General features: G+C 46.0%; 9 protein-coding genes. 6 read left to right on the top strand and 3 right to left on the bottom strand.

The annotated features are described in order from the left end of the window. The first annotated feature begins 223 nt into the window (after positions 1 to 223). Both ACL934_RS05750 and ACL934_RS05755 read left to right on the top strand, forming a co-directional pair. Positions 224 to 4,189: a tail fiber domain-containing protein gene (locus tag ACL934_RS05750; RefSeq protein ID WP_374078691.1), complete on the top strand. Its 3,966-nt coding sequence runs from the start codon at positions 224 to 226 to the stop codon at positions 4,187 to 4,189. 125 nt (positions 4,190 to 4,314) lie between these two features. Then, positions 4,315 to 8,061 (top strand): beta strand repeat-containing protein, encoded by a 3,747-nt coding sequence (locus ACL934_RS05755; protein ID WP_413613203.1) that lies wholly within the window; start codon positions 4,315 to 4,317, stop codon positions 8,059 to 8,061. A gap of 131 nt (positions 8,062 to 8,192) precedes the next feature. On the opposite strand, the gene ACL934_RS05760 is transcribed toward ACL934_RS05755, so the two are convergent. Continuing rightward, on the bottom strand, positions 8,193 to 8,996 hold the full coding sequence (locus ACL934_RS05760; RefSeq protein WP_374078696.1) for a helix-turn-helix domain-containing protein: 804 nt from the start codon (positions 8,994 to 8,996) through the stop codon (positions 8,193 to 8,195). 200 nt (positions 8,997 to 9,196) lie between these two features. Next, positions 9,197 to 9,991 (bottom strand): type II secretion system protein, encoded by a 795-nt coding sequence (locus tag ACL934_RS05765; RefSeq protein WP_413613204.1) that lies wholly within the window; start codon positions 9,989 to 9,991, stop codon positions 9,197 to 9,199. 148 nt (positions 9,992 to 10,139) lie between these two features. Between ACL934_RS05765 and ACL934_RS05770 the strand changes: the two genes are divergently transcribed. Genes ACL934_RS05770 through ACL934_RS05785 form a run of 4 tightly spaced genes read left to right on the top strand, consistent with a single transcriptional unit; the run spans position 10,140 to position 13,880 of the window. Then, positions 10,140 to 10,664, top strand: a complete 525-nt coding sequence (locus ACL934_RS05770) for a hypothetical protein (RefSeq protein WP_374078701.1) — start codon at positions 10,140 to 10,142, stop codon at positions 10,662 to 10,664. Further along, on the top strand, positions 10,658 to 11,857 hold the full coding sequence (locus ACL934_RS05775) for a PilW family protein (RefSeq protein ID WP_374078703.1): 1,200 nt from the start codon (positions 10,658 to 10,660) through the stop codon (positions 11,855 to 11,857). Before ACL934_RS05770 ends, ACL934_RS05775 begins: the two co-directional genes overlap by 7 nt. Continuing rightward, the gene (locus tag ACL934_RS05780; protein WP_374078706.1) at positions 11,841 to 13,187 is read left to right on the top strand and encodes a hypothetical protein; all 1,347 of its coding nucleotides are present in this window, start codon (positions 11,841 to 11,843) and stop codon (positions 13,185 to 13,187) included. The genes ACL934_RS05775 and ACL934_RS05780 overlap by 17 nt, the downstream gene beginning before the upstream one ends. Before the next feature lie 12 nt (positions 13,188 to 13,199). After that, positions 13,200 to 13,880 carry a hypothetical protein gene (locus tag ACL934_RS05785; RefSeq protein ID WP_374078707.1) on the top strand — a complete coding sequence of 227 codons (681 nt, stop codon included), beginning with the start codon at positions 13,200 to 13,202 and terminating at the stop codon, positions 13,878 to 13,880. Here ACL934_RS05785 and ACL934_RS05790 read toward each other — a convergent pair. After that, positions 13,877 to 14,176 carry a KH domain-containing protein gene (locus ACL934_RS05790; protein ID WP_374080438.1) on the bottom strand — a complete coding sequence of 100 codons (300 nt, stop codon included), beginning with the start codon at positions 14,174 to 14,176 and terminating at the stop codon, positions 13,877 to 13,879. The genes ACL934_RS05785 and ACL934_RS05790 overlap by 4 nt on opposite strands. Positions 14,177 to 14,186: the final 10 nt, after the last annotated feature.

Below are 14,186 nucleotides of genomic sequence, written 5' to 3' on the forward strand. Positions count from 1 at the left end.
TTCCGTTATTCATAAGCAAAATACTGGCCTTATAGGGAGCGATATAGAGGTTTTTAGGTCGTAAGGACTGTAAGCCTATGATGGGAGTAACAAATCTGGTCACTTGCTAAATCTTAGCGAACCTTTCAAAAAAAGAGACCTTCCGAGAGGTATTTAGTCTCACTTTCGATCTTCCGATAAGTATTCATGCGTAATATCCGGAACGTTTTCGAATGAGGCAGTGATGAAAAACACGCATTTTAAGCTCTTGCATGTGACGTGGTTGGCGGCTCTGTTTCTTTATTCTCTTTCCGTACAAGCGAGTCCCCAAAATCTAACTTATCAAGGACGTATCATCAAATCTGATGGCGTGCCGTTAGAGTTTTCCAATGTCAGTTTTCTTTTTGAGATCGCCAACCCCCTGGGAAGTTGTGTGATATACCGCGAGCAAGTAGACGGCATCAACATGACAAATTCGAAGGGTGTTTTTGATGTTCCCATTGGTATGGGTACGCGTTTGTTTCCGACATTGCCTGTTTATAAAATTTCAGATGCATTTGTGAACTCGACGACTCACAGTTGTTACGGTGGTGCTACTTACACAGCCCTCGAAGATGATAACCGCGTTTTGAAAGTGCAATTTCATGACGGAACAGGGTGGAAACAAATCAGTCCATCGAATGTGATACGGGCAGTTCCTTATGCACTCTCTGCATTTTCCGCTTCAAAGCTAGGAGCTTTGGGAGCCAGTGACTTTGTTCAAAAAACAAATATTCCGGGAGCCGCTTGTGATCCTGGAAAAGTAATTACTTTTGATGGAACAAATTTTAGTTGTGTGGTCGATGCCGGAGGTTCTGGTGTCGTTTCCGATGTCCTTGCCGGTGCTGGAATTAGTGTTTCAGGTACAACAACAAAAACTGTTTCTGCAAATATAGGAACGGGAGCGGGAACAGTCGCGGCGGGAGATGACTCTCGCTTTACTGATCCTCGTGTGCCGACAGGAACAGCTGGAGGAGACTTGGGCGGGACCTATCCAAATCCTTCCGTCGGAAAAATTCAAGGTGTCGCTGTTTCAGCCACTGCGCCCACCAATGGACAATTTTTTAAATTTGATGGAACTCAATGGTTGAGTTCTGCCATTGGTATGAGTGATGTCACGAATCTAAATTCGACTTTGAGTAACTATCACACAATTGCTGCATTTAATTCGGCTGTTGGCAGTGCTAACTGTGCAACTCACCAAACTCCTTATTGGAATTCTGTTTCTGGATCTTTCCAATGTCAGTCTATCAACGTGTCGGTTGCTGGTGATGTGAGCGGAACTATCGGCGCGGTTTCTGTTAATAAGATTAAAGGTGTTGATGTTGATACGACGGGATTAGCCGCTGGCCAAGTTCTTAAATATGACGGAACAAAATGGGCTCCGGCTGCAGATTCTAATGCCGGTGGTACGGTTACTAATATTGCGACGGGCACAGGATTAAGCGGAGGACCGATCACTTCCACTGGAACTATTTCTTTGGCAAATACGGCTGTGAGTGCTGGATCATATGGTTCAACAACACAAGTTGGAACTTTCACTGTCGATGCTCAGGGACGCTTAACTGCAGCTTCGAATGCAGCGATCGCTTTTCCCGTGACTTCGGTTGCAACAAAAACTGGTGCCGTTGTTTTAGATTATGGCGACATCAATAGTGCCGCTTCAAAATATTTAACATACAAACCGAACAACGTCGCTTGTACCGATGGACAAGTTATTAAATGGGTCACTGCAAATTCTCGCTGGGAATGTGCGAACGACACGGATACTTCTTCAGGTGGTACAGTTACAAACATCGCAACAGGAACTGGATTGACTGGCGGACCTATCACTTCAACAGGAACTATTTCACTTGCAAATACCGCCGTGACTGCGGGCTCATACACTCGTGCAAATATCACTGTCGATGCTCAAGGTCGTTTAACTTCCGCGAGCAATGGAGCTTCTGTAAATTTGGCGACTGAAGTTACAGGCATTTTACCAATTGCCAATGGTGGTACGGGACAAACTTCAGCGACGGCGGCATTCAATGGGCTTTCTCCAAGTACAACTAAAGGTGACCTTATCGTTCACGACGGGACTAACGACATTCGCCTTTCTGTTGGAACCAATGGACAAGTTCTTTCTGCCAACTCGGCTCAAGCTTCGGGCCTTCAGTGGATCACACCAACAAATGGAACGGTGACAAATGTCACTGGCACAGCTCCCATCATTGTCGCAACAGGATCAACGACTCCGGCGATTTCAATCAGTGATGCAACCACGGGCGCAAAAGGTGCAGTTCAAGTGGGGGCGGGGATCGCGGTTTCATCGGGCACTATCAGTGCTGATCCTGCGAACTTCCCTTCCGCTGTTCCTGTTTCTAAAGGTGGTACGGGAGCAACGTCACTGACGGCTAATAGACTTCTTGCTTCCAACGGAACTGGCTCCTCCGTCACAGCTTTCAACTGTGCCGTTGGACAACTTGTTTCCTTTGATGCAACAGGATTGATGATTTGTTCTACGTTCACAACCGGATCAGTATTTATTAACAGCGGAAATTCATTTGCGGGAAATGCAACTTTGGGAACCAATGACAATTATTCTTTGGGTTTTGAAACCAACGGCACAACAAGAATGACTATTCTTGCCAATGGAAGTGTCGGGATTGGTACGACGAATCCTTCGGTTCCACTTGAAATAAATCCCGGTTCTATGATGTTAACTCGAACGATCAACGATGCTTGGGGCAACTCGCTCGTCATGCAGAAGGGGCGGGGTGCTGTCGTTCAAAATGGTGACGAGCTCGGTTACGCCGTTTTCAAGGGCTATGATGGATCTGCTTATCAGCTAGCTGCGGGTATCGCCGCGATGGTTGACGGAACTCCGGGAGCGAACGATATGCCTGGAAGACTCATGTTCAGTACAACTCCGGATGGTTCAAGTACTCCTCTTGAGCGAATGAGAATTACGAATAGTGGTAACGTCGGTATCGGCACAACAAATCCCGGTTCGGAGCTCGAAGTGTCAGACAATGCTGCCGACAATGATGTGCGAATCAATCTTCGTGCAGCGGCGGGCGCCACGAATTTAATGCAAGTCGGGCGTTCGACGACGCAAGGCTTCGCCGATACGAAGGGCGCTCCTTTTCATTTCTATACCCTCGGTACGGCGACTCCATCCGTGTCGATCATGGGATCAGGCAACTTTGGTATTGGAACAACCAATCCCGGTTCTCCTTTGCAAATAGATAAAACCTATACAGTGGATTCTGCAGGTGAAGAATATGGGATGTTGGTCAACACGGGTTTTCAGGAAAACAGTATAAACTGGAAAGCCGGAGTTCGTGCTAATACTAATGCCTTACATTCAAGTGGAACTCTTGCGAAACTTGTGGGATTTCAATCGCTGATTAAAACTGGCACTAGCGGTGGAACGACAACCGACTCCATGGCTTTCTGGGGACGTATTGATACGGCGCCAGGGCAAGTGATCACGAATGCCTATGGATACTATGTTGAAAATGGTTCAGGCACGGGCGCCCCTGTGAACCAGTACGGTCTGTATGTTCAGCCACTCAGCAAGGGCACAAGTGAGAACTTTGCGATTTACGCCAGCGGTGCGACAAAAAGTTATTTTGGAGGAAATGTCGGTATTGGTACGACGAATCCGACGCAGAAACTGCATGTCCAGGGATCGATTCGCTCTAGTGACGGATCTGGAGATACAACGATATCGGGTGATCGAATCAACTTCTCGGCTGGGAATTTTTATGTACTCAATGGCAGTTCGGTGGGAGTGCGATTGGGAAATGGAGACACCTCGTGGGCGGCCCAATCTGATCGCAGACTTAAACGCGATATCGCCTACGTACAGGATTCATTAGAGAAAATCCAGCATCTCAATGGTGTGACTTATAACTACATTTACGACGACAAAACTCAAGCTCGACGTGTGGGGCTGATTGCTCAAGATGTTGAATCCGTCCTGCCTGAAGCTGTTTTACGTGATGACAAAGGATTTCTATCTGTGCGTTACAGCGAAGTCGTTCCCCTTGTTATCAACGCTCTGAAAGAGCTTTACAACAAGGTGGTTGGCGTAGACGAAAGAGTTCAAAGGCTAGAGCGCGAGAATGCTGAGTTGAAAGCCTGGGCCTGTGCCAAGGATCCAAAGGCGCCTTTTTGCAAATAGAAATAATAGTACGCTTCAAGCGAATCAGTAAATTGAGGATTTTTCAGTAACTATATCCAGGCACGAGATTTCCATCCGATAAATATAAAGGCTCTATATTTGGTTCGTATCGGATGGAGAAGACAATGAGGAATATTCCCCTCGAATTTCTAAAATTGACATGGTTGGGATGTTTGCTTTTTTATTCTCAGTCAATCCAAGCAAGTCCACAGAATTTGACTTATCAAGGGCGCATAATTAAATCTGACGGAACTCCATTGGAATATTCCAATGTCAGTTTTCTTTTTGAAGTCACGAACCCTCTGGGAAGTTGCGTGATTTATCGAGAACAAGTCGATGGCATTAATATGCTAAACTCCAAAGGAGTTTTTGACGTCCCCATCGGCATGGGCACTCGATTATTTCCGACGTCTGCTGTGTATAAAATTTCAGACGCTTTTATAAACTCCACGACTCACAATTGTTTCGGCGGCGCTATCTTTACGGCATTAGAAGACGACAATCGTGTTTTGAGAGTGCAGTTTCATGACGGCGCAGGATGGAAACTCATCAGCCCCTCAAATACCATACGTTCAGTACCGTATGCGTTTTCGGCTTTTTCTGCGAGTAAGCTAGGAACTTTGGGTGCGGGTGATTTTGTGCAAAAAACAAACGTCCCTAGTGCCGCCTGCGATCCCGGAAAAGTCATCACCTTTGATGGAACAAATTTTAGTTGCGTCATCGATGCTGGAGGTTCTGGTGTCGTTAACGATATTCTTGCGGGAACGGGAATCAGTGTTTCGGGAACATCAACGAAAACAGTTTCTGTCGTTGTAGGGACAGTTGCTGGAACGGTGGCGGCAGGTGATGATGCTCGCTTTACCAATCCTCGGACACCGACGGGTTCCGCGGGTGGAGATTTAACCGGCATATATCCCAATCCTTCTGTGGGAAAAATTCAGAATGTCGCTATTTCAAATCTTGCTCCCACGAATGGCCATTTTTTTAAATTTGATGGAACTCAATGGGGCAGCTCATCCATTGGAATGAGCGATGTAGCGAATTTAAATTCGACGTTGGGAAACTATCACACTATTTCCGCATTTAATACTGCGGTTGGAAGCGCAAACTGTGCGGCTCACCAAACTCCTTATTGGAATTCCGTTTCAAGTTCATTCTTATGTCAGTCCATCAATGTTTCACTTGCAGGTGATGTGAGCGGAACAATCAGTGCCGTGTCGGTAAATAAAATCAAAGGTGTTGATATTGATACGGCGGGATTAGCAGCTGGCCAAGTTCTTAAATATGATGGAACAAAATGGGCTCCGGCTGTTGATTCTAATGCAGGTGGTACTGTTACGAATATTGCGACGGGCACTGGTTTAAGCGGGGGTCCTATTACGACGACTGGAACTATTTCACTTGCTAATACGGCTGTGAGTGCCGGATCTTATGGTTCAACGACACAGGTTGGAACTTTCACGGTCGATGCCCAAGGTCGTTTGACGGCGGCATCAAATGCAGCGATTGCATTTCCCGTGACTTCTGTGGCAACAAAAACTGGTGCTGTGGTTTTAGATTATAGTGACATCAGCAGTGCAGCTTCTAAATATCTGACTTATAAACCTAACAATGTCGCTTGTGCTGATGGACAAGTGATGAAATGGATCACGGCGAATTCCCGTTGGGAATGTGCGAACGATACGGACACGTCTTCAGGTGGAACAGTAACAAATGTTACGAGTGCCAACAGTTATCTTTCAGTTGCAACAGGAACGACAACTCCTGTTTTGACTGTGAATGTCGGAACTGCTGCAAATACAGTTGCTGCTGGTAACGATGCTCGTTTCACTGATGCTCGTACACCGACTGGAACTGCGGGAGGAGACCTTAGTGGTACGTATCCAAACCCTACTGTTGCAAAACTTCAAACAAAACCTGTGAGTGCCACTGCTCCAACATCGGGACAAGTTCTAAAATTTGATGGAACAAATTGGGCACCGGCTACGGATAGCAATGCTGGCGGTACTGTTACGAATATTGCAACGGGTGTTGGCTTAAGTGGCGGTCCTATTACTTCTACAGGAACTATTTCTCTCGCAAATACTGCGGTGACTGCGGGTTCTTATGCTCGCGCAACTATCACTGTCGATGCTCAAGGTCGTTTAACTTCCGCAAGCAATGGTGCCGCAGTCAACTTAGCGACGGAAGTTACAGGCACTTTACCAATCGCCAACGGCGGTACGGGACAAACTTCGGCATTAGCCGCGTTCAATGGCTTTTCTCCTTTAACAACAAAAGGAGATATTCTCACTCGTGATGGAACAAATAATATCCGTCTTCCCGTCGGAACAAATGGACAAGTTTTATCAGCCAACTCGGCTCAAGCTTCAGGTCTTCAATGGATCACGCCAACAAATGGAACTGTGACGAATGTCACTGGCACAGCTCCCATCGTTGTCGCAACAGGATCAACGACTCCAGCGATCTCGATCAATGATGCCACCACAGGAGCCAAAGGTGCCGTGCAAGTCGGTGCGGGTATCGCTGTTTCTTCAGGAACTATCAGCGCTGATCCTGCGAATTTTCCTTCCGCTGTTCCAGTCAACAAAGGCGGTACAGGAGTGACATCGCTCACGGCTAACAGAATGCTTGCCTCCAATGGAACGGGCTCTGCTGTTACAACATTTAACTGTGCCGTCGGCCAAGTAATTTCATTTGATGCGACAGGAATGATGATCTGCTCGACTTTCACAACGGGCTCGGTATTCATTAACAATGGAAATTCATTTGCTGGGAATGCCACCTTTGGAACAAATGATAACTATCCTTTGAATTTTGAAACGAATGGCACAACAAAAATGACTATTCTTGCCGATGGAAAAGTCGGCATCGGAACTGCCAGTCCTGGGTATCCACTGCAGGTGGCCGGGATCGTTCATTCTTCGTCGGGAGGATTCCGCTTCCCAGACGGGAGTGTGCAAACGACAGCAAGCAATCCTGATGCTGGCAATTTGGATATTCGTAAGGGCAATGCTGCCTTGATGACGGGGATAACTCTTCATGGTGTGACGCCGACTTATACAATCAATGCTCCGGTGACTCTTCCCGAAGATACTCGCGCTGTGATTATCGGGGTTCAGTACAATCATGGATCTTCGGCGATCAATACACATGGATATCTTGCCTTTGATGCCTATCAGGTGGGGACAACAGAGAGTGACTATAAAGCTTCTTACGTGAAGCAAGGGTTCAATGATTATGCAAATACCGAAATCGTTGAAATAATTGTCCCGTGGCGTCCGGCTTTGACGGATCAAATGGTCATTCAGGTGACGTATTCCTATAATACAGACACTCTCAATCAATATAATATCTACTATCGTGGCTACATTGCTGGAAGCAGTGGGGGAGCAATACCAGGATCATGGAATGAGGCTTCGGGAAATGCTTATCGTGTGAGCGGTAATGTGGGGGTTGGAACGACTACTCCCACGGCGAAACTGGATGTTGCTGGTGAGGTTAAATTTGGAAATACTTCCTCAGTCTGTAATACGGCGAATGAAGGTCAACAACGTTATAATTCGACTTCAAAACAAATGGAATTTTGCAATGGGACGACCTGGAAATCCTTGCGGTCCCACACCACAAGATGCAGTTATTCGACGGGCAGTTCAACCACGTCAGGCACTTACTATAGTCGAACCTGGATTGCCGGGGATTGCAGCAATGGAATTCCGTCCCCGACGCTGACTTACGATGTTATCGCTAATACCCTTTCAAGTAATGGAGTTGTGACGAATGGATCTTGTTATCCAACTTATGGCAGCGTTTACGCTTCGAATACGGGTAGTAACTACGTGATTGAGTGTCTCTATATTGAAGAACAATAAGTCGCAAAATAATTCTCTTGCAGAAATCGGGAAAGATCTGAAAGCTGGTAAGGGGTGACTTATGAAAATTCAGTTTGATCCTAAATCGGGCTCTGTTTCTCCGCTGGACTGTCCAATTAAGCGGACGTAACTCAAAATTCCTTGGTCTCTTTTTCTCGTGCTAAGTTATAAATTGAGTGAGTCCAAAAGAGAGTGCGAGTCGGTAATGCTCCGGAATATTTTTTTTGTATTTCCGAGAGCTTTTCGCGCACCTCATCGAATAGGCTTGTGATTTCTCTGAGGCCGTCTTCCGAGATGTTTACCATGTGTCTATGTTCAGCATAGTTGTGAACTTTAGAGTGGTAGTTTTCTATATTTAAAATTTCTGTGAGTATCGAGTGAGAGGGCTCTCGAGTTCTTACGCACACACCGTGCGCTAAAGGTGCGGGTCGAAATTCTTCCAGCGTAATTTTTTGTTCACTTAAGGAATCATATAATTCCTTGGCCCTGAGAATGTAGTGATTCAAGGTCTCGTCATCCAAGTCATTTACAAACAGACGAGATTTTACCCAATCGACTGTTGGCGAAAAATTCGGCCAATCAAAAAGATGCAGAATCGCGTAAAAATAAAGGGGATTTAGATCTTTGTCGATTTCTAGCGGTTCTTTCGGAACGATCAGATTCTTTGTCTCTTGCAGTTTAAGTTCCGTAGCGAGCGCGTTTAGATTTTTGCGACAAATTTCGAAACCCTGTGCATCTTGTACGAGAAGAGACACCAATTTAAAAAGAAGATAAAACTCTTCGGTGATATTCAGCTCGAGAGTTTTGGAAACTTTGCCAAGATTCTCAAGGCTCAGGTGTCGATCCTTGCGAAAAAGATTTTTGTAGTAACTTTGTGCCACGTCCGTTTTGCGCGCGGCAATCGCATAAGAAAAGTTTTTTTTGATAGATTTCAAGTAACGAAAGCGCGCCGCAAGAAAGTCTCTATAGTCGTTGTACTCCAAAATGCTAGGACACTTGTTGGGTATTAAGGACGAGGTGTTTGTGGGCATGAAGGATGAACTATCACCGTTCGAATGCTTAGACAGCCGAAAAGAAAGATCCGAGTTCTGAATGAGTCTTTTTGCTATGCGCTCTCAGCGGACAGGCGATGCACTCACTGCACATCAAAACATACTGCAATACAGGCAACTTGACCACATCCCAAAGGAGCAAATCCCATCCATGAGGCCGCATTTCCTTCGACACGACATTTGTAATCGCTAGCTAAGGCCATAGGACCAACGTCGTCATCGGTGGCACTCAGAGCACACATTCGATTTGGCTGTGCAGGTTTCAAAACAGTGCCACCTGGAGGTGTCGCGCAAAAAGAATGGTATGTGACGTTCACAAATTGCGAAACTCCGCTTCCTATGCAATCAACAACTCGCGCTGCGGTGGGAGTGCTGTTGTCGACTGTTAGAACCGCAGAAGCAGTCACCGGTTTCAAAGCGCGAACCAAACGGGCTGAATCAAAATGAACTTCCCATCGTCCTACGTATGTAGATCCGTTGCCGCTTTCAATTTTTAAACGAATAGTGCGAGGAACCAAGGACGTATTGTCCGGAGTCAGAGGCTGGTTGAGTTGGGCAATCACAGCACCGGGAGTGCCACCATTGACTTTGGCATAAAGAGGACGTGATGGCGTTAAGTATTGTGGTGCGCTGGAATTCAGTGCCGTCGAGTTGAAGGTCAATGGTGTCGGATCGTTCAAAACAAACTTACACGTTGAGCCATCCATCATAGAGGTCATAAGAAGCTTTTCAAAATCCAATAAAGCAAGTTTTTCGGAAATGGCGCGTGTCTCTTTTTGCTGATGCATTTGCAGGGTGACGACACCGGCCATCGCAATTGCCATGATGGCGATGCTCACAAGCATTTCCATTAATGACATGCCTTTTTGATTTTTCATGGTCCTCCCAGTCCAATATAAGCATCTGCCTCCGATGTTTTGGTGTCAAGAAACTCAGGGTGAAAGCATTTTTATTATACGCTTTGAGCGGACAGATGTTTGTAGGACTGCCTTTACCCAGACAGCCATCTTCCTTATCCTTAAATAAATGCATATACTCCGAAGCAGCGAAGGTCTCACCATTTTAGAAAGCCTTGTTGCCATTCTTGTTGTCTCTATTGCAACAATGGCGGCGGCCGTTGTATTTAACAACTACTGGGCGGTCTCTTCAGATCTTTCGCGGGAAAGTAAATCCAACGACCTCTCCGTCACTATTTTGACGGATATTTTCAAATCTCCTGGTTATAAAATCACACGTCTTTGCAATGAAAAGAACGCTTGGGAGCCAAGAACCAGCAGTCCCTGTGAAGACATCACGTTGGCAACAGAAAAAGTGGGCGTGCCCATCAACGCCGGAAATAACAACATTCCTGCCATGGGGGAGTTGCTCGGGAAAAACTTGGCTTTTTTCATCGGTCCTCACTACGCATCCCCCAGTTGTATTGATTTGATGTTTTGTAAACACATCGTCGCGAATCACCTTTTGGAGTTGTCTTTTAACTATTATTTCTTCTCTACAAAAACTCAAAAGTTAGAGTACAAGACCGTCAAAGTTCGGAGGGGGCCGTGGTAAAAAATCAGCGCGGCTTTTCTATCGTGGAAATTATGGTGGCTCTGGCAGTGACTTTGGTGGGTATCTTTGCAATCTCGGCGGCTTTTTCAGACATCTCCAAAGATTTCAATAAAGTTTTTCTGAATCGCTCCGTGAAAACAGACGCCAATCTATTGATGGGATTCCTGCAAAGAAATATGCTGAGGTCCGATATTCATTTTTACGCCTTTGCGGGACAAACTTCAGGACTTCCTTTAGGACGGTTGGTGATTCCCTATGAAGGAAAATGTGCGAGTCTTTCTGAGGCCTGCGAAAACTCCACCTCCTATTTGTGGGTTTATTCTGATGTGAAAAGTCCTTCTCTTCCGATCATCTGTCCGCTCGATGAAAAAACTCTTTTGGTAGATACGTCAGTGGAAGATTTCGGATATTTGAATGTCTCAGGGGATGCTGTTCAGGTGAGCTCAAACGGAACACAAATGCCCAGTGGTGAAATTGGTCTGGCCATTAACACCGTTGTTACTTTGACGGATGAACCAAACTCAGTGTTGTTTTCTGTAGCAGGCAGTTTGCAAAAATTTGACCCTCAATACGACTCGGCGACTGGCATATTTGGGGAAGCTCGCTATGCCGGGAATTCAGATTGCATCAAATACACAAAAAACAGATCCCGGCTTTATACGCTTCCCGTGAAGCCCTTCTTGATTCCTGATTCTGGTGTGAGCAATCCGGATAGCACCACGATTTTAAATGCCATGGGGCGACCTCCCATGAAGCTTTCCCCAGTGCGTTTGATGAGCGTAGGAATGTATCGTGTCGATAGCGAAATGAACTTGGTCGTGAATGACTGTTCTTTGGACTCTGCAGACAAAGTTTCTTGTACTAAAGTTTTTCTTCGAACCGAAGGTGTTGTGAGCTTGAATGCTCAGCAGATTTTCAGCAAGCCCTTTGCAGGAGAAACGCAGATCCGCGCGACGGCCTTTTCAGAGGCCTACTGTGACACCTCGGGATGCCAGGTGTTGGGAATTCCTTCGCCGTTACCCGTGGCTCTTACTGGTGAAACGGAAGGACAGATTGTTAAAAGCGCTTTTTCTTTGATCAAGCAAGAGTACATCCACGCCATCAGCTTTTATTTGCAGATCAATCGTGATTATAGGAGTGGCGCCGTAGACCCGCGCATCTATAGTGAGGCTTATCATGTCAGCTCATTCTAATCAGCGCGGAAATATTGTCTTGAGTTTGATTCTAGTGGGAGTTTTAGGAATTATTGTCAGTGCGGTGGTCGCATTGATTAATGATCAAATCAAGGAAGCCATAAGGCAGCGACAAAGCTCTCAACATCGTTTGACCCTCAGTTCGTCTATTGAAACCTTTATGGTGGCCGTGCGTTTTGCGGAAGCTAAATACATGATCGAAACACGCCACTGTGATGACGCTCATTTATTTCTTCGCGCTTTGGCAGAAGGCCATCACTGCACAAGGCTTGCGGGAAAAAAGATCACTGTTTTTACGACAGCGGATCTTACGGGGCTCACGCCGGATGAACAAGGTCTTTTTACTTATGGTGAGGACTGGCAGATCGATGAGGATTCTCCGGCTCAAGGGCCTCTGACACGAAAAGTGATGACGGTGTCCATGGACCGTGTGCAAATTGATTTCTTTTATAACAACACCTTCACAGCCAAGGATCGTGCGGAGTTCAATGCCATTCTTTATATCAATGGAGAACGCGCGGCCAACAGTCGTTTTTCATTGTTCACTTCGGATTCTCCCAATCGCATGCATTTGGATTCTGGGGACCTTAAAATTGTGCAGCAGTACCCTACAGCCAACGATCCTTGTCGCAATCAAATGTGGTCAAAGTTTCGTCAGTATACCGGATCATCGTGCGATGACATTGCCAACCTAGGCGGTGGTTCAGGTGTTGCTTACTATCGGGAGGATTTCTTCGGTCTGCGGGCGAATGATGGTCAGATCGTCAATTTCCGAAAACTCAGTGGCAGCACTTACCTTGTTGCTGAGAATGGCACTCTCAATGGCGTTAAAGTTTTTCCTGTCTACGACAAAGAAGCTTTGGTCAATGTGGACGATATTGAAGTGTTGGGCGAGGACCAAGGGGAAGACCAACTGATCACGATTGATGGCGAAGGGGAAGACACCACGATCAGCTATTTGGATATGACAACCAAGGCTCTTGTTCCGATTTGTAAGTTAGGGCAGATGGGATGGTCTCAAGGCATGTCCGGTATCGCCGGAACGACGGGCAACCATAGTTTGATTTTGAATTCCGAAAATTCATCTGCCAGCATTTCTACATTTCTTTTAAAGTCAGATTCCGGAAAGCTATTTTATGTTCTGATAAAGTCGGTGGCGGCCTCTGCTGATTTAGCAGGTCTTGAACCTGAATTTGTGGTGACTCACGCAAGCGGTCGGAAATTTATATGCTCGGCCTTCCCTGATACGTATGAACAAGACATTGAAAACACCAGAACACTTGGGCTGACTCGTGGAAAACAAGTCGGCAGACCCTATTATATTTTTTAAAGAGGAGTCCTTATGTGCACTATTAGAACATTAATATTAGGCTTGTTGTTTCTAACATGCTCACAGGGATTTGCCGGAAGAACCTTAATTTCTCCACCTCTGGATTTGGTTTCTTATCACGACTACAAAAAAAGCGTTTGGGAAGAACCTACCAGTATGGCAGAAGGAACTCCCATTATTTCGGGATTTATCGTCAAAATTACTCTTTCAAATCTTTCCAAAATTCCGCAAACAGGCACGGTGTCGTTCAATAATGGTTCGGGAAGTTACGGCAATAATATGTGCTGTCCTGCTTACAGTATGAATACAACTGTGGTGGTGTGTGGAAATGTGAGCGGCACAAAAACCAGCGCGAGCGCCAGTGGCATTTCGAGCTATACAGGAGAAGGTAAATGGACTTTGGCTCCGAATAGCTCTACGGTGGTTGCTATTGTCGCCATGGGGGAGGGAACTTATTCAGCCACTCTAGGGCCGGCTAAGACATTTGCTGCTAGCATCTCTCTGACTGGGACACTCAAAATTTCGGTAAATGAAGACCGCGGTGCTATTCAAGGATCTATTTCCACATTTCCCAATTCGTCTTCAGGAGGATCGTACTGTGGCTATTCATGGACAAATATGAACTACGGAAAATATATCAACGTGAGCGGAACCGACCAAGTGATTCAACTCAATGGAGGCCGTCCTTTTTAGTTCCGGATATTGACCTCTTTAGGATAATGGGGAACCTCGATAACGGCCCGAAAACCCTGTCGCGCGCACATTGCAAAGATCAGAGTTCGTAGGGCGCTGATGTTTCTTCCTCTGACGCCAAGGATTTTTCCTAAGCATTTTTTATTGAAGGACATTTTATAAACGGTTGTTTTGTCGCCGATCTGCACGTCGACGCCGATGGAGTCACGCTCTGTTTCATCCACCAGATTTTTTACAAAAGATTCTAATAAACTACGGATATTTTCGCGATAGACGGTCAGTTCGTCAGCACTCATGGGTCTCACT

Origin of the sequence: Bdellovibrio sp. HCB-110, from assembly GCF_047323225.1 — a bacterium.
Classification (GTDB): Bacteria; Bdellovibrionota; Bdellovibrionia; order Bdellovibrionales; family Bdellovibrionaceae; genus Bdellovibrio.

What these genes read in the sequence shown, in the direction of transcription:
- ACL934_RS05780 (WP_374078706.1), top strand. Translation starts at nt 11,841, where the DNA reads ATGTCAGCTCATTCTAATCAGCGCGGAAATATTGTCTTGAGTTTGATT.
- ACL934_RS05765 (WP_413613204.1), bottom strand. Translation starts at nt 9,991, where the DNA reads ATGAAAAATCAAAAAGGCATGTCATTAATGGAAATGCTTGTGAGCATC.
- ACL934_RS05790 (WP_374080438.1), bottom strand. Translation starts at nt 14,176, where the DNA reads ATGAGTGCTGACGAACTGACCGTCTATCGCGAAAATATCCGTAGTTTA.
- ACL934_RS05755 (WP_413613203.1), top strand. Translation starts at nt 4,315, where the DNA reads ATGAGGAATATTCCCCTCGAATTTCTAAAATTGACATGGTTGGGATGT.
- ACL934_RS05750 (WP_374078691.1), top strand. Translation starts at nt 224, where the DNA reads ATGAAAAACACGCATTTTAAGCTCTTGCATGTGACGTGGTTGGCGGCT.
- ACL934_RS05785 (WP_374078707.1), top strand. Translation starts at nt 13,200, where the DNA reads ATGTGCACTATTAGAACATTAATATTAGGCTTGTTGTTTCTAACATGC.
- ACL934_RS05770 (WP_374078701.1), top strand. Translation starts at nt 10,140, where the DNA reads ATGCATATACTCCGAAGCAGCGAAGGTCTCACCATTTTAGAAAGCCTT.